The organism is Staphylococcus sp. HMSC072E01 (assembly GCF_001814125.1).
Lineage (GTDB): Bacteria > Bacillota > Bacilli > Staphylococcales > Staphylococcaceae > Staphylococcus > Staphylococcus hominis.
The window spans coordinates 14,468-30,266 of the sequence record NZ_KV814959.1; the positions used below are offsets into that span (position 1 = coordinate 14,468).

The window sequence follows — 15,799 nt, forward strand, 5'->3', positions numbered from 1 at the left end:
ATTTATAATTTTGTAGAATGTGAATGAGGTGTTATATGAATCAAAATACAACTATTAATAATCATAACTTACAACTTACTAATGAAGAATATGATGTTTATACATATTTAAATGAATTTTATCCTGATTTAATCGATCATTTTAAACAATATATTTTAATAGGTAGAGATAAAATTTCTCAACGTCTTATTACATCTTTATATCGCGAAAACTTAATACACGCTAAAGATAATAGTCAGATTATTAGACCTACCAAATTAACCGTATCTATGTTTTCTAAAGATAAAGACGTATTATGTATTCATTTTCCAAAATCAAATATCGATATTTACAGTCAAATAAAAGGTAGATATGCCTTCGACCGGGTAGATGTGGAAGGCCCCTTTTATATCTTAAAACATCGTAATCACGAATATGAAAGAATCCAACATCCAAATGATATTCTAGATTTAATTTTAGCTGAAGCGCCAAAACTTGATAACGCTGCTAGTGAACAGTTTAGAGAAGATTTAAATAATAGTGCTGCTAATATGATTCTGGCACTAAGTTATCAAGCTAAACATATGCATTCAAACTACGAATCCTTATGGGAATTGATTGCAAAAAGTGACGATAGTTATTTACGTTCGGAACAATCAGTTATAGAAGGTCATCCCCTTCATCCAGGCGCAAAGCTTCGTAAAGGGATGAGTGCTAAAGAGAATATTCATTATAGTTCAGAATACGGTCAAGAAATTCAATTAAAATGTGTATTCATACATAATAGTATAGCAAATGTTCAATCCTTATCTTCAACCTATAATGATATACTTCACCAATCTTTTCATAAATTATTTACTCACCTTTTAAATAACTATAATGATATAAGAATTGAAGATTATCATTTAATGGTTGTCCATCCTTGGCAATTCGAACATATTTTACTTAGTCAATATCAACAAGAACTAGATGAACAACTTATTATTCCTATTGATATGACCTTACCTTATTATGCTGGCTTATCATTCAGAACATTAATGCCAAAATATCCTAAACTATTCCCGCATATTAAACTTTCTACAAATGTTCATATTACTGGAGAAATACGGACGCTTTCTGAACAAACAACGCATAATGGACCTTTAGTTACTAAAATTGTGAATGATATTTTAAAAAACGACCCTGATTTTCAACCTTATCGCATAGAAACATTAGATGAAATTGCTGGCATTCATTTTTATAATTCTAAAGATCATTCAACAATCCAAACTGAACGTAGTGAACAACTGGGAACATTATTTAGAGAAAATATTTATACATTAATCGAAGAAGATACAATACCTGTCATACCTTCTAGTCTGGTTGTTTATTATCCAAACAATACTGAACCGCCAATTGAAAGCTTAATAAAACGATATCAATATACACATCAATTTAAGACATTTGAAAAAGCGGCTTATACATGGATTCAAGATTATGCGACTCAATTATTAGGAATAGTTATTCCACTATATGTAAAATATGGAATCGCACTAGAGGCACACTTACAAAATTCTATTGCTACATTTAATCAAGATGGTAGTTTAAGTAAAATCTATATTCGAGATTTCGAAGGATTACGTATTGATGAAACTCAATTAAACAAAATGGGGTATAAAACATCACATTTCCATAAGAAATCTAGAATTCTTACTCAATCTACTACATCTGTTTTTAATAAAGTATTCTATTCAACTGTTCAAAATCATCTAGCTGAATTAATATTAACAATTACTGAAAAAGTAGAAAATATGGATTTTGAAAAAATAATGTGGCATCATATCAGTCATATTATTCAAGATATATTAGCTAAGTTGACTGACGTTGATACAGGACGTATACAAAAGATTACTCATACTTTATTTGCTGCAACAATTGATTATAAGTGTGTAACCACTATGCGTTTAGAAGATGAAGCACATCATTACACTTATATTAAAGTTAATAATCCACTACATTAAAATTAAGAAGCGGAATAACATTCAAATTGAATGTTATTCCGTCTCTTGTTAAAAAATGATATTAACCATAAAAAAGACCTTGGAACATTCCAAGGTCTTTTTTCAATAAGCTTATTGTAAATCTGATCTTTCGAAATTATTATTGTTGTTATTATTGTTATTGTTGTTGTTATTTTTTTGGTTTTTTTGTGCCCATTCTTTTTTAGTCATTACGTCATCAACTTGCATGTTAACTTCAACAACATCTAAACCAGTAATGTATTTAACTTGTTCTTTAACTAAGTCAGTTACTTTACGGAAGATTTTTGGAGCTGATTCACCGTATTCTAAGATTACTTTTAAGTCTACAGCCGCTTGTTTTTCACCAACTTCAACAGAAACACCTTGTGTTACGTTGTTACCGCTTGAGAATGCGCTAGAAATACTGTCAGTGAATCCGCCTTTCATATCTAAGATACCTCTTACTTCACGAGCAGCGATACCAGCAATTTTTTCGATAACTTCATCAGAGAACGTTAATTTATTTTCAAAATGTTGTTGATTATTTTGACGTTCTTCTCTGTATTGTTGTGCTTGTTCTTGACGTTCTTCTCTTTCTTTTTCATTTACTCCAGTTTGGTTATTATATGCTTGTTTAGCTTTGTTATTATCTACAGCCATGTGAATTCTCCTTTTTAAATAAAATTTAATTTTTAATACTTAATTTTTTAATTTATATGAATTCTTAAATAATGAATGTTAACTCCATCGATTTAAGAAGTTCATGAAATCTTGTGTACGGTCTTTCATATACCCAACGCCAATTCCGATTAAACATAAAACAATAATTAAAATTGTTTTCCAGAACCCTAAAGTCAGGAATAAGATTGCAATAATTAAGAATGCAAAGAAACCTATAATTCGCCATTTATACGACTTTAGGAAGTCGATAATTTGTTGAGTAGAATCTTGACTATTTTGATTATTATCAGCCATGTTATCCCTCCCTTATAGTACGCGTTGTCCGGCAGATTTTTGATCTCTAACATTAATTTCTAATTTTCTAACAGGCATTTCAGTAAAATGCTCAACATTATGTTTAATGTCAGATCTAATGCTCTCAGTTAATGATTTTACTTGCACATCATTAGGTACTAAGAAATCAGCTTTAATATCAATGTAAGAATTGTTTTTCTTATTGTAAAGTTTAGTAACCACGTTTGGTTGTCTGATTTCATCGTATTTAGTTAATGTATCGTATGCAGACTTTTCGACTGCTTTACGTGATACATAAATATGTCCATCATTATAATCTTTATAAAGACCTGGTTTTCTATATGTTGGTTTAAAGATGCTAAATACCAATATAATACCAATTAATACGAGTAAAGCAGATAAACCAATTAATAGTGGTTGGAACCAATTGAATTGTAAGAAATAGTCTTGATAACGCTTAATACGACTATCATCTATGTACATAAACAATAAGAAACCAACAATCGCAACTATTAATAGGCCAAGGATAAAGTTTTTAAATCTATGCACCTCTAAACACACCTCCTTAGTCATTGTTGAAATTATTTAATTATAAAATTTAAGTACCCTTTAAAAATTTTTTAAAACGTTAACATTAAAATTTTTTATTTAATTTTTTTAAATTTATTAAAGTTTACCTTCTAGATTAAATATTCCCAAATTTAACACAATAAAAACCTATTTTTCATAATTATTTTCGTTTTTTTATATTATTCGTTTTTTTGTATTTTAAATTATCTTTTTTCATTAAAACATCTTTCTTTGATACCCGCGGATGATCTGAACTCAACGTTTTAAATAAAGACCATATCATAAGAATAATAACTACGGAAAATGGGAGTGCTGCAATAATTAATAAGTTCTGAATTGCTTGTGTTCCTCCGGTATAAATCATTATCATCGCAAATAAGGCCATAATAATACCCCAACTTACTTTAACGAAAGAGTTAGGATTAATATCTCCTTTACTACTTAACATTCCAAGTACATAAGTAGCCGAATCTGCAGAAGTTACAAAGAAAATCATAATAACGATTAAAGTAACAATACTTAATACAAATCCCAATGGAAAATGCTCTAAAGTGGCAAATGTTGCAGTTTCTGTTGCTTCTTTAGCAATATTAGCAATTCCACTATGCTGAAGATACACTGCTGCTCCTCCGAACACTGCAAAGAAAAAGAAAGATACAAGAGCTGGAACAAATAACACTCCTAAAATAAATTCTTTAATTGTTCTACCACGTGATACACGTGCAATGAATATTCCTACAAATGGTGCCCAAGACACCCACCATGCCCAGTAAAATATAGTCCAATTTTGTACCCATTGAAATTTTGCGCCACCATCCATTGGAATACGCAAACTCATACTAAAGAAATTAAAAATATAATTTCCTAATCCGTTAGTAAATGTATTTAAAATATATAAAGTAGGTCCTATCCTATTAATACAATAAAAGCTAAAATCATATTAATATTACTTAAAGTTTTTATTCCCTTATCAATTCCGGACCATGCAGACCAACTAAATAAAATAGTTGCAATAATAATAATGATGACTTGTGTGCCGAAATTATTCGGTACTTTAAACAAGTAGTGAAGACCTTCATTAATTTGTAAAGCACCAAAACCTAAGGTAGCTGCTACACCTGTAACCGTTGCAATAACAGCTAAAACATCTATAGCACTTCCGATTGGTCCTCTCATTCTTTTTTCTCCAAAAATCGGAACAAGCGTTGCGCTCACTAAACCTGGATATCCTTTATGAAAATTAAAATAAGCAAAAACTAATGCAACAATGCCATACACTGCCCACGCATGAATTCCCCAATGGAAGAAAGCAAACTGGAACGCATCATTAATTGCTGCTTGTGTACCAATTTTATGTATAGGCGTTGCTTTATAGGCATGACTAACTGGCTCAGCTGTAGTCCAAAACACTAATCCTATTCCCATTCCTGCACTGAACAACATAGCAAACCAAGAAAGTAATGAAAATTCTGGTTCTTCTCCTTCCACACCTAACGTAATGGATGCATATCTTGAAAATAATAAGTATACGCAAATAAAAAATATAATTAAAACTAGTAAAAGATAATACCAAGAAAAATTAACTGCAATAAACGATGTAATATTTTGCGTGATTGCTTCTAATTGCTTAGGTAGTATCGCTCCATACACTACAAATAATGTACAGATAGCTAATGCAATCCAAAATACAATGCTTATAGATTTTTTTCGCATTATATTATTCTCCTTTCTGATAGTTAGAAATACTATACCCTATTCATGTTATATCTAACGATATATTGGAATTTTTATAATTAATCAAATTGATATATTATAAAATAATAAAAACGCCTCTTAATGTCTTATTTATAGACACTAAGAGGTGTTAAATCATTCTCTATTCTTCTACATTTATAACAAGTTTTCCTATCATTGAATTGGATTCTAATATTTGATGTGCTTCATATAAATGTTCTGCTGTTAAGCCATTGATGACTTTTGTCGTTGTATTTTGATACGTACCATTCTCAATTTTTTTAGCAATATCCTCTAAATAATAATGATGTTTAATCATGTCTTCTGTTTGAAAAATAGGTCTTGTAAACATAAATTCATGTGTAAAGGAAACACTTTTTGTTTTTAATAAATTTAAATCTTGTGATCCTTTAAAAGCTACAATCGTAGCAACATGTCCTCTTGGTTTCACTATATCTATCATTGTTTCATAATACATATCTGTATCAAACGTGCAAAATACGAAATCTACCGCTTCAATGTGCTGTTGTTCTAATTGAGATTTTAAATCTTCTTTATGATTGAGTACGATATCTGCACCCATCTTTTTTGACCAATCGATTGTTTCTTGACGTGACGCAGTTGTAATGACTTTTAGACCATATGCCTTAGCAATTTGAGTCGTAATGCTTCCAACACCACCTGCGCCATTGATAATAAGTAATGATTTCCCTTTATTTTGATTTGGATCCTCTGAAATTTTAAACACATCAAATAAAGTTTCTGACGCTGTAATACCAGTTAACGGAAGACTAGCAGCTTGTTCTGCCGAAAGATTTTTAGGTGCTTTTGCGACTAATCGTTCATCAATAAGTTGATATTCCTGATTTGAACCATGTTGATTAGGCGCACCAGAATAAAATACAATATCGCCTTCCTTAAACATTGTAACCTCTGTTCCAGTTTTTTGAATCGTCCCTACTGCATCAAAACCTAAAATTCTCGGAGAATTTTTAACTTCAGTAAGGCGTTGTTTTGTATCAACCGGATTTACACTTATACTTTGTATTTTAACAAGCAACTCTCTAGAAGATGGCTGGGGCATATCTAATTCAAATGTTTCAAATACATTTCCTTCTTCTAATTTAAATGGTTGTTTAAATCCTATAGCTTTCATAAGTATATACCTACCTTTTACTGAATTTTAAATTATACATTCTCTGACACTTTAACGATCTGTTTGCCAAAGTTTTCACCTGTAAATAAGTTTCTGAACGCTTTTGGTAAATATTCAAATCCTTCTTCTATAGATACTTTTGTTTTAATTTTTCCTTCTTGTATCCACGTTGCCAGTTCTTTACTTGCATGTTCAAAGTCATCGGCAAATTCCGCTACCAAGAAACCACGCATCAGTGCTTGATGTTTAATTAATGTGCTTTGTACACGTGGACCTTTTTCTTGTTCAGTATTATTATAATTAGAAATCGTACCGCAAACAGGAATACGTGCATGACGGTTGAGATGTTTCATAACTTCATCGGCTATTGTGCCACCTACATTTTCAAAATAAACATCTACGCCATTCGGTACGGCTTTTGCTAATGCTTCTGCAAAATCATCCTTTTTGTAATCAATGCCTGCATCAAAACCCAATTCTTCTGTTAGATAATTCACTTTTTTATCTCCACCAGCTATACCTACTACTGTAGCACCTTTGATTTTAGCAATTTGACCAACCACAGCACCTACTGCACCAGAAGCTGCTGAAACTACTACAGTGTCGCCTTCTTTTGGTTGACCAATCTCTAATAAACCGTGATAAGCTGTTTGACCTGTCATACCTAACGTACTTAAATATAAATAAAGTGGTACATCTGTATTAGATATTTTACTTACATTCTCTTCATTTACTGTATTAATACGCTTCCATGGCAACATACCTACAATAATGTCATCTTCATTAAATTTTTCAGAATTTGATTTAATAATTTTGCCTACAATGTGACTTTGAATAGGTTCGCCAATTTTAAAAGGCTCCACATAAGAATCAGCTTGAGTCATTCTTCCACGCATATATGGATCGACAGATATATATAAAGATTCAATTTGAATTTCATTTTCTTTTGGATCAACTATGTCAATATTTTCATATTTAAATGTATCATCTTGAGGCATACCTTCAGGATATTTTGCTAATAAAACTTGCTCATTATTCATTATAAAAGACTCCTTTCAGTATTCAAAAACAGTGTCATATCACAAACAATTTTATCGCAATTCAACTGCTTTCACTTTATAATGTCTAGTATGACAACACTTAATACTTTATTATACCAAGCAAAGTGAGGTCTTAAACTTGAAATTAAGTATCTTAGACTATGTACCACTCTTTGAAGGTGATACACCACAAGAAGCTTTAAATCATTCAATTGAACTTGCTCAACTATCAGAGAAACTTGGTTATGCACGTTATTGGGTAGCAGAACATCATCAAGTTCCTTCTGTTGTATCAAGCGCTCCTGAAATCGTAATGGCTATGTTACTTGAACATACACACTCTATTCATATTGGAAGTGGCGGTGTGATGCTCCCCCATTATAGTGCTTACAAAGTTGCAGAACAATTTAAAATTATGGAAGTCAAACATCCCGGCCGAATTGATATGGGAATTGGGCGCTCTCCTAGCTTCAAAAATGTAAACGAAGCGCTAAATGAATTTAAAACTCAAAAACCCGAACTATCTCAACAAGTAGATGATTTGAACAAATACTTTACGAATGACACTATTCATTCACATCGTTTCAAAACTTTAGAAGCTACTCCATACACAGAGCATTCACCTGAGATGTTTATTTTAGGAATGAGTGAACAAAGTGCTGAGCTTGCCGCAAAAAAAGGCTTACCTTTTGTGATTGCTCATATGGGCCAATCGAACGCAAATTTAACACATGTCATTCGACATTATAAATCGCGTTTTACAGAGTATCATGGTCATTCGGATTCACCCTATATTATTTTAGCTACTTTTGTCGTTACGGCAGAAAATGAATTAACGATTAAGCAATTATTAGATGCATTAAATTTGTGGTTAATACGTATTAACTATCTTAAACAACCTAAAGTATATCCTTCTATTGAAACAGCACAGCAACGCCATTATTCTGAAAGAGATCGAGAAAAAATAGAAAAAAATAAACGTCGAATGATTAGTGGCTTACCACATGAAGTAGCTCAGCAGTTAATACAATTACAAAACGAATTTGAAGTCGATGAAATCATGATTCTTCCTAATGTATATGGACATACTCATCGTACTAAATTAATTGAACTTATAGCTCAGGCTTGTCTAGATAATTAGGAGCGTCAGTATTATGAACGCTCCTAATTTTTATTTGTTTCATAAACTTTAATGTTTTCATTTGCAACATCTTTATTTTCATGAAATTGGCTATGTTGAGTCGCCGATTCTGTATATTAAGATTTTTTATACGTTTTTGGACTTGCTTCTAACAGAGATTTTAAAGTCCGAGGTGAGCTATTAGATACTTTAACGTCAAAATGCATACCATTTTGATTATCTTCATAAATATTTAAATCTTCTATTTGTTTACCTTTATAAATATTCTTTAATCCAAGTCACTTTTTATCATCTTCACTCATTTTGTTTGGTTTGCCATTTTGATCAACTTGAATTTCATTCACCTTTTCATTTAATTTAAGAACGCCATTATATGTTCTAGCCATATTGACTTCTTTTTTATTTAGTATCGGAAATGGTGGATGATTACCATCACTTTTCATAAAATACGTGAAAGATAAATACTCCATAGAATGTACGAGAAAATTATACTCCTTATTTTTTAATACTAGTATCTCAATAAAATAAGAAACAGGACAGAAATTTCGTTTCTGTCCTGTCAAATTTATAAAATTACTTAATTTCTTTAGATTCAGCTAATGCTTTATACCAATATGCACTTTTTTTCGGATAACGTTCTTGTGTGTCAAAATCAACGTAGAATAGACCATAACGTTTTTCATAACCATTAGACCATGAGAACACATCCATAAGTGACCATAAGAAATAGCCCTTTACATTGGCACCATCACGTATCGCATCAGCAATGACTTCAAGATGTTTTTTAACATAGTCGATACGTGCATCATCATCAACTGTCTTACGTTCTTCGTCGAATTCATCTTTATACCCAAGCCCATTTTCAGTAACATAAATTTTATGATAGTTAGGATAATCTTTTATAACACGCATAATTTGATCATAAAGACCTTGTGGATAAATCATCCAATCCCAATCAGTACGAGGAACATCTATGTCAAATTCACGTTGTCCTACACCTTTAAGTTGATACTTAGAGCCACCTTTATCTCCAGTAGCATTGTGTGTAATTTCTGATTCTCCTTCATATCCTCTCATCCAATCACTCATATAGTAATTGATACCTAGGAAGTCATTTAAATCTTTTGCAGCATTTAATGTAGCATAATCTTCATCGGTAATATCTAATTTACCGCCATTGACAGAAAGAATATGTTGTACCCCTTCCATAGTTTCACGAGAATATTTTCCTAAATACGTTGCATCTAAGATAAATTTGTTATGAATAATATCTTCAAGTTCTGCTGCTCTAACATCTTCCGGATTTGAAGAATCGTATGGATACTTAGTTGGTAATGCATGAACGACTCCAATTTCCCCATTATATCCATTGTCTTTAAATAGTTTAACTGCTTTCGCATGTGCGACCATCATATTATGATGAGATTGGAATACTTTTGCAAAATCATATTTAATACCTGGTGGGAATTTACCGACTAAATACTGGCCATCACCAATAGGACCAATTTCATTAAAAGTAGTCCAATAGTTGACTTCAGTAAATTCTTCAAAACAGAATTTTGCATAGTCTACAAAATAATCAATCGTTTTACGGTTTAAGAAATCTCCATCACTGTGAAGTGTTTCTGGAGTATCAAAATGGTGTAATGTAACAAACGGTTCAACGTGTCGTTTATGACACTCTTTAAATAAATTGTGATAGAATTCTACACCTTTTTGATTAACTTCTCCATAACCTGTAGGAAAAATTCTTGACCATGCGATAGATATACGGATACCATTCACACCAAATTTTTCACTTAATTCTAAATCAACTGGATATTTATGATAAAAGTCACTTGCAGGTTCAGCTGTATACCAATAGTTTTCTTCTAGATAAGTGTCCCAGGCTACACGACCTTTTCCGTCTGTTTGAGTCGCACCTTCTGCTTGATAAGCTGCTGTTGCACCACCGAAAATAAAATCTTCTGGTAATTTTTTCATTATACTTTCATCTCCTAATTATTTTTCAAATTGTTGTTGAACGAAGTCTAATGCTGCTTTGCCATCACGAGTTAAGTTAATGTATTCAACACCTTGAGTTTTTGCTAATTTAATACCTAATCGATCTGTATCCTGTTTTATATCTTCATAGTTAGAAGCAACTTGAGGCGCTAAAATAATTAATTGATAGTCTTTCATAATATCCATATGTGCACCATAACCACCAGCTGCCGCTTTTACAGGTACCTGATATTCTTCAGCAGCCTTGTTTAACGCATTTGCAAGTAATCCACTTGTACCGCCACCGGCACATAAGACTAAAACGTTAGTTTGTTCGTTAATTGAATTTGGTGACTCTTTAGCCGATACTTCCTCATCGGAAGGTGCTGGTTCAGTTGTTGTCGCTTCATTTGCACCAGCAGTTGCTAAAATTGCATCTGCTTTTTTCGTATCAAAGTTTGCTGATACTTTTTCTTTTAATTCATTATTTACTTCTTTGTTGCCTCGTTCTTCTTCAAGAATTTGTTCATCATATACTTTTAAAAATGGATAATAAATCATAACGTCAACTACGATTAATACAATTGCTAACACAAATGACCAAAATGCAAATCCTGTACCCATCACAATACCAAGAGGCCCTGGTGTCGTCCATGGTAAGAAGATGCTAAAACTATTCATTTTAAGTACATCAACAAAGAATTTAAAGATCCATACGTTTGCTATTGGTGCAAAAATAAATGGTATGAAAAATACTGGGTTTAATACGAGTGGTGCACCAAATAAAATTGGTTCATTTACTCCAAAGAATGTTGGTACAACTGATGCTCTACCAATGGCTTTATTTCTTTTTGATTTAGTTAACCACATAAACATAAATGGCACGACTAATGTAGCACCGGTACCCCCCATAGTTGCAACGAACATTTGTGTACCAGGTGTAATAATTTTATCTGCATGTTCTCCTGCTTGAATCAAATTTAAGTTTGTTTCAAGATTTGCATAAGTAATTGCAGCGATTGCTGGTTCAACAATAGATGGACCATGTATACCTACAAACCAGAAGAATGCGAAAGCACCGAAGATAAGTGTGACACCAATCCAGCCATCTGCCGCAGTAAATAATGGTTCAAAGATTTTTAATACGGCGTTCGCTACATTTGTATGAATAAATGTTCTTGATAATAAATCTAATGCATAAATAATGATAATAACCGCTGACAACGGGAAGATATCTTTAAATACCTGAGAAATATTTGGTGGTACTTCTTTAGGCATTTTTATTGTAATATTTCTTTTAATAAAGAAATTATAAACAATTACGGTAATAAAGGCTGAAATAAAGGCTGTTAATAATCCTTTTGTGCCCATAAATGCACTTAAAAATCCACCCTCTTTAATAGGATCTGCTGCTAAGAATAAAAATCCACTCATCGCAGCCATCATTGTAGAAATAAAGTTAATTTGATTGGTTTTATCTAATTTCCTGTTGTAGGAATCGGTTAAAGACTTAGCTGTTGTTCCAGCTACAATCAAACCAACTATTCCCATGGTATAGTTATATGGTTTCATCAATATACCTTCCATCGTTTTACTCCAAGTAAAGCCAAACACGTTAGGTACATATGTGATTAAAATAAATATACTTGAGAACAAGATAATTGGAATTGCTGCAATAAATCCATCACGAATCGCTCTTAAATAAATATTACGAGATATTTTTTCAAAGAACGGCTTTCCTTTTTCTATCCATGCTATTAACTTATTCATAGGGGTCAGCTCCCTTTTTTGTATAATTCAATTAAATGCTTCATTAAATCTTTTAATAATAACGTTGTCATTAAATGGTCTTGACCGTGAATCATTGTAATACTAAATGCAATGTCATCACCTTGCGCTTCTTGAGCTAATAAGTTTGTTTGAGCTTTATGTGCATTTGCAATACATTCATTTGCTTCCTCCGTAAGTTGTTCAGCTTTATCAAAATCACCTTCATTAGCAGCGTTTAATGCTTCTAATAATTTTGAACGTGCATCTCCTGCATATGCGACAATTTCAAAACCAAGTAATTGTACTTCTTCTCTGTTCATATGAATAACCTCCCCTAAGTTATTTTGCTTTCCAAGATGTTGCAGTTGTTTTTAGTACTTTATTTAAATCATCAATGTTTTTATAACCAGTTGTACGTAACCATTCTCTTGCAGCTTGTTCTCCTTGTTCAATATAAACTTTAACTGCACCAGACCATGTCGCACGCCCACATAACACACCATTGAAATGTGCACCTGCATCATGTGCAAATGTTAATGTGTCTTGGAATAATTCAGCTGATACACCAGCACTTAAATAAATATAAGGTAAATGTGTCGCTGCTTCTTGATCACGGAAATGTTGTGCTGCTTCTTCTTTTGTGTATACAACTTCACCCTCTGTAAATCCTTCGACAAAATTCATATTTACGGGTACTTCAACTTTAAGCACATCAACATTGAATCGATCTTCAGAGAATAACTTCATTGCTTCATTTACTTTACGAGGTTTTACTTTTGCAAATTCAGCACTTTTATTATCTGGAATATTATCATCATAAGTTAACACTTCTAAGAAAAATGGAATGTCTTCAGCAACACATTCTGAACCAATTCGTTCAATATAAGCTTTCTTTTGAATGTTAATTTCTTCTGAATCATCTACATCATAATAAAGTAAGAATTTAACTGCATTGGCACCCTGTTCTTTTAAACGTTTAGCAGACCATTCTACTAAGCAATCTGGTAAACGACCTTTTGCATTCACGTCATATCCAGTTTTTTCATATGCAAGTAATAAACCACACTCTTTATTACGTGCATCAGAAGCAGGTAAGCCATATTCAGGATCTAAAAGAATAGAAGATGCATATTGTGTTAACTCTTCTGATACAAGTACTTTTAATTGTTCGATTTGTTCAACTGTAGTAGGTTCTGTTTGATGTTCAGCCATCATTCTTTTTAATGCCCCACGTTGGTCAAATGCTAAAGCTGAAATAATCCCATCTTGATTACTTAATTGTTCGATTGATGCTAGTTTTTGTTGTGATTTTGTCATGAATTACACCTCTATAACTTCAATTTGTTTGAATAGTTCTTTAAATTTATCTACATTGATATGACCTGTTTGATGCTCCATTGCATTTAACATTCCAAATGCATTAGCTTTTTTCAGTAAATCTTCATCGGATTGTTGATGAACAAGACCTGAGGCAATACCTGCCACTGTAGAATCACCAGACCCTACAGGATTAACGACTTTTATTTTTGGAATATTTACTTTATAAAATGTTTGATGATGTTTAGCGAAAGCGCCATCGCCACCTAAAGAAACAATAATCCATTCAATACCTTTGAAGATGGGTTGAGTAACCGCTTCTTTTAAACTATCAATATCTGTAGTGACAGTAGTGTGTAATAATTGAGATAATTCATCAATATTAGGTTTTATCACTGAAGGCTTATTTTCGCTCAACAATACATCCATTAATGATTGACCAGAACTATCTAAAATCGTAGGTAGACCTTGTTCATTTGCTAACTTCACAATATCAGCGTAGTAATTTGTATTAAGACCTTTAGGTAAACTTCCAGACATCGCTATAACATTAGCTCTTTTAAATAGTTCTAAAAGATGTGCTTTATAGCTGTCTGCTTCTTCCTTGTCAATAGTTGGTCCTTGTTCGAGTATTTCAGTTTGTTGTCCTTCATGTAGAATAGCGATACAATTTCGCGTTTCTCCTTTTATTTTGAAGAAAGACTGTTCAATTTGAGCATCCATTAATTGTTCTTCAATAAATTGACCTAATGCGCCACCTAAAAAGCCACTTGCTAACACATTTTCGCCAAATTCTGATAATACACGTGTTACATTTAATCCTTTTCCTCCAGCAGTTTTACTCGTCTTTTTAACTCTATTCACAGTATCTAGATGAAACTGTTCTAATGGGTAAGAGATATCAACTGAAGGATTTAAAGTTAATGTTAGAATCATTTCACATCTTCCTTAATCGTGATATTCACCTTTGTCCCATTTTTCTAAGAATTCATCAAAGAAGTGAGGATTAGCTTGATTATCGTTATGTGCTTCTAAATGATTAATTTTAGCAATTAATTTTTTATTTTCTTCAGTAGGTTTGTATTCCGCTTTAATAAATGCATCAACGATATCGAAAATAAATAATTCGCCTGCTACTTTACCGCCGAAACTAACAACATTAGCATTTAATTCTTCTTTTGAATAAAGTGCTGATGTCATATCACGTACTAATGCTGTTCTTACACCTGGGACTTTGTTTGCTGCATTACTAATACCAACGCCAGTACCACAAATACATACGCCTAAATCTGCTTCTCCACTAGCAACTTTTTCTCCTACTTTTTTACCGAAGATAGGATAATGTGTACGTGTAAAATCATACGTACCTACATCAATAACTTCGTGTCCTTGAGCTTTTAAGTGTTGTGAAACTTCCATTTTTGTATCAGTTACAATGTGATCGCAACCTATAGCAATTTTCATTATTTATTCCTCCAATTAGCACATTTTATTTAACATATCTACACGGATTTGGTGACGTCCGCCATCATAGTGTCCATTTACAAATTCTTTAGCAATATTTTTAGCTAATGTATCGCCTACAATTTCACCACCCATTGTAATCATGCGTGCATTGTTGTGACTACGTGTCATATATGCTGAACGTTCATCTGATACTTCAGCAGCAATCATTCCTTTTACTTTTGTAGCAACAATAAAACTACCTGCACCATAAGCATCCACTGCAATTCCTAAATTATCATCGTTCTTTTGTACTTCGTGTACAACTGCTAATGTTGAATCTACAAAGTCTAATTCTTTTCCTTCTGTTACATCTACTACATCATGGTTATTTTCTTTTAAAAATGTTTTTACAACATCTTTAAGACGTTGACCAGCGACATCTGAACCAATAAAAATTGTCATAATGATTCTCCTTTGAAAATAAGATAATTAAACACATGTGTTTGAAAAAGCGCTTTCAAATCTTTACACCTAAATTATAAACATAAATAAACAAATAATCAACAATAAATGTTCGAATATTGTTTGAAATTTCGTTTCTTTAAACAAAATGTTTTATTTTTATGTTTAATTGCGTTCAATTATCTAAAAAAATACCAAGATTGTTTAAATAAACAATCTTGGTATC

Annotated in this window: 14 protein-coding genes and 2 pseudogenes; 2 read left to right on the forward strand and 14 right to left on the reverse strand. The window is 32.1% G+C overall.

Going from position 1 to position 15,799, the window contains the following annotated elements:
• The first annotated feature begins 35 nt into the window (after positions 1–35).
• Positions 36–1,979 (forward strand): IucA/IucC family protein, encoded by a 1,944-nt coding sequence (locus HMPREF2953_RS00880; RefSeq protein ID WP_070671352.1) that lies wholly within the window; start codon positions 36–38, stop codon positions 1,977–1,979.
• A 111-nt stretch (positions 1,980–2,090) separates the two neighbouring features.
• On the opposite strand, the gene HMPREF2953_RS00885 is transcribed toward HMPREF2953_RS00880, so the two are convergent.
• The 6 genes and pseudogenes from HMPREF2953_RS00885 to HMPREF2953_RS00910 form a co-directional block, all read right to left on the reverse strand.
• A complete protein-coding gene (locus HMPREF2953_RS00885; RefSeq protein WP_002448598.1) occupies positions 2,091–2,639 on the reverse strand; it encodes an Asp23/Gls24 family envelope stress response protein in 549 nt (182 codons plus the stop codon).
• Positions 2,640–2,717: 78 nt separating this feature from the next.
• The gene (locus HMPREF2953_RS00890) at positions 2,718–2,954 is read right to left on the reverse strand and encodes a DUF2273 domain-containing protein (protein ID WP_002448488.1); all 237 of its coding nucleotides are present in this window, start codon (positions 2,952–2,954) and stop codon (positions 2,718–2,720) included.
• Positions 2,955–2,966: 12 nt separating this feature from the next.
• Positions 2,967–3,503: an alkaline shock response membrane anchor protein AmaP gene (gene amaP, locus HMPREF2953_RS00895; RefSeq protein WP_002448415.1), complete on the reverse strand. Its 537-nt coding sequence runs from the start codon at positions 3,501–3,503 to the stop codon at positions 2,967–2,969.
• A 181-nt stretch (positions 3,504–3,684) separates the two neighbouring features.
• Positions 3,685–5,237, reverse strand: a pseudogene (locus HMPREF2953_RS00900) (BCCT family transporter).
• 163 nt (positions 5,238–5,400) lie between these two features.
• Entirely contained in the window at positions 5,401–6,414 is a 1,014-nt protein-coding gene (locus HMPREF2953_RS00905; RefSeq protein WP_070671355.1) for a zinc-binding alcohol dehydrogenase family protein, read from the reverse strand.
• A 32-nt stretch (positions 6,415–6,446) separates the two neighbouring features.
• Positions 6,447–7,454: an NADP-dependent oxidoreductase gene (locus tag HMPREF2953_RS00910; protein ID WP_070671357.1), complete on the reverse strand. Its 1,008-nt coding sequence runs from the start codon at positions 7,452–7,454 to the stop codon at positions 6,447–6,449.
• A 139-nt stretch (positions 7,455–7,593) separates the two neighbouring features.
• On the opposite strand from HMPREF2953_RS00910, the gene HMPREF2953_RS00915 reads away from it, so the two are divergent.
• Positions 7,594–8,595: an LLM class flavin-dependent oxidoreductase gene (locus tag HMPREF2953_RS00915; protein ID WP_070671358.1), complete on the forward strand. Its 1,002-nt coding sequence runs from the start codon at positions 7,594–7,596 to the stop codon at positions 8,593–8,595.
• Positions 8,596–8,711: 116 nt separating this feature from the next.
• Here the strand turns inward: HMPREF2953_RS00915 and HMPREF2953_RS11410 are convergent.
• The 8 genes and pseudogenes from HMPREF2953_RS11410 to lacA all read right to left on the reverse strand — a co-directional run bounded on the left by HMPREF2953_RS11410 (position 8,712) and on the right by lacA (position 15,573).
• Positions 8,712–9,158: pseudogene (locus HMPREF2953_RS11410) on the reverse strand (alpha/beta hydrolase).
• A 10-nt stretch (positions 9,159–9,168) separates the two neighbouring features.
• Positions 9,169–10,581, reverse strand: coding sequence for a 6-phospho-beta-galactosidase (lacG, locus tag HMPREF2953_RS00925; RefSeq protein ID WP_141754062.1), 1,413 nt, complete (start codon positions 10,579–10,581; stop codon positions 9,169–9,171).
• Between the two features lie 15 nt (positions 10,582–10,596).
• A complete protein-coding gene (locus HMPREF2953_RS00930) occupies positions 10,597–12,348 on the reverse strand; it encodes a lactose-specific PTS transporter subunit EIIC (protein ID WP_049334549.1) in 1,752 nt (583 codons plus the stop codon).
• 5 nt (positions 12,349–12,353) lie between these two features.
• Positions 12,354–12,668, reverse strand: coding sequence for a PTS lactose/cellobiose transporter subunit IIA (locus HMPREF2953_RS00935; RefSeq protein WP_002448512.1), 315 nt, complete (start codon positions 12,666–12,668; stop codon positions 12,354–12,356).
• Between the two features lie 19 nt (positions 12,669–12,687).
• Positions 12,688–13,665 (reverse strand): tagatose-bisphosphate aldolase, encoded by a 978-nt coding sequence (gene lacD, locus HMPREF2953_RS00940; protein WP_070671362.1) that lies wholly within the window; start codon positions 13,663–13,665, stop codon positions 12,688–12,690.
• Between the two features lie 3 nt (positions 13,666–13,668).
• The gene (locus tag HMPREF2953_RS00945) at positions 13,669–14,601 is read right to left on the reverse strand and encodes a tagatose-6-phosphate kinase (protein WP_070671364.1); all 933 of its coding nucleotides are present in this window, start codon (positions 14,599–14,601) and stop codon (positions 13,669–13,671) included.
• Between the two features lie 12 nt (positions 14,602–14,613).
• A complete protein-coding gene (gene lacB, locus HMPREF2953_RS00950) occupies positions 14,614–15,129 on the reverse strand; it encodes a galactose-6-phosphate isomerase subunit LacB (protein ID WP_002448324.1) in 516 nt (171 codons plus the stop codon).
• A 15-nt stretch (positions 15,130–15,144) separates the two neighbouring features.
• Entirely contained in the window at positions 15,145–15,573 is a 429-nt protein-coding gene (gene lacA / locus HMPREF2953_RS00955) for a galactose-6-phosphate isomerase subunit LacA (RefSeq protein WP_070671366.1), read from the reverse strand.
• Between the last annotated feature and the right edge of the window lie 226 nt (positions 15,574–15,799).

Bases quoted from the DNA above. Each gene is read 5' to 3' on its own strand.
- HMPREF2953_RS00880 (WP_070671352.1), top strand. From the start codon at position 36: ATGAATCAAAATACAACTATTAATAATCATAACTTACAACTTACTAAT.
- HMPREF2953_RS00885 (WP_002448598.1), bottom strand. From the start codon at position 2,639: ATGGCTGTAGATAATAACAAAGCTAAACAAGCATATAATAACCAAACT.
- HMPREF2953_RS00890 (WP_002448488.1), bottom strand. From the start codon at position 2,954: ATGGCTGATAATAATCAAAATAGTCAAGATTCTACTCAACAAATTATC.
- HMPREF2953_RS00905 (WP_070671355.1), bottom strand. From the start codon at position 6,414: ATGAAAGCTATAGGATTTAAACAACCATTTAAATTAGAAGAAGGAAAT.
- HMPREF2953_RS00910 (WP_070671357.1), bottom strand. From the start codon at position 7,454: ATGAATAATGAGCAAGTTTTATTAGCAAAATATCCTGAAGGTATGCCT.
- HMPREF2953_RS00930 (WP_049334549.1), bottom strand. From the start codon at position 12,348: ATGAATAAGTTAATAGCATGGATAGAAAAAGGAAAGCCGTTCTTTGAA.
- HMPREF2953_RS00935 (WP_002448512.1), bottom strand. From the start codon at position 12,668: ATGAACAGAGAAGAAGTACAATTACTTGGTTTTGAAATTGTCGCATAT.
- lacD (WP_070671362.1), bottom strand. From the start codon at position 13,665: ATGACAAAATCACAACAAAAACTAGCATCAATCGAACAATTAAGTAAT.
- HMPREF2953_RS00945 (WP_070671364.1), bottom strand. From the start codon at position 14,601: ATGATTCTAACATTAACTTTAAATCCTTCAGTTGATATCTCTTACCCA.
- lacB (WP_002448324.1), bottom strand. From the start codon at position 15,129: ATGAAAATTGCTATAGGTTGCGATCACATTGTAACTGATACAAAAATG.
- lacA (WP_070671366.1), bottom strand. From the start codon at position 15,573: ATGACAATTTTTATTGGTTCAGATGTCGCTGGTCAACGTCTTAAAGAT.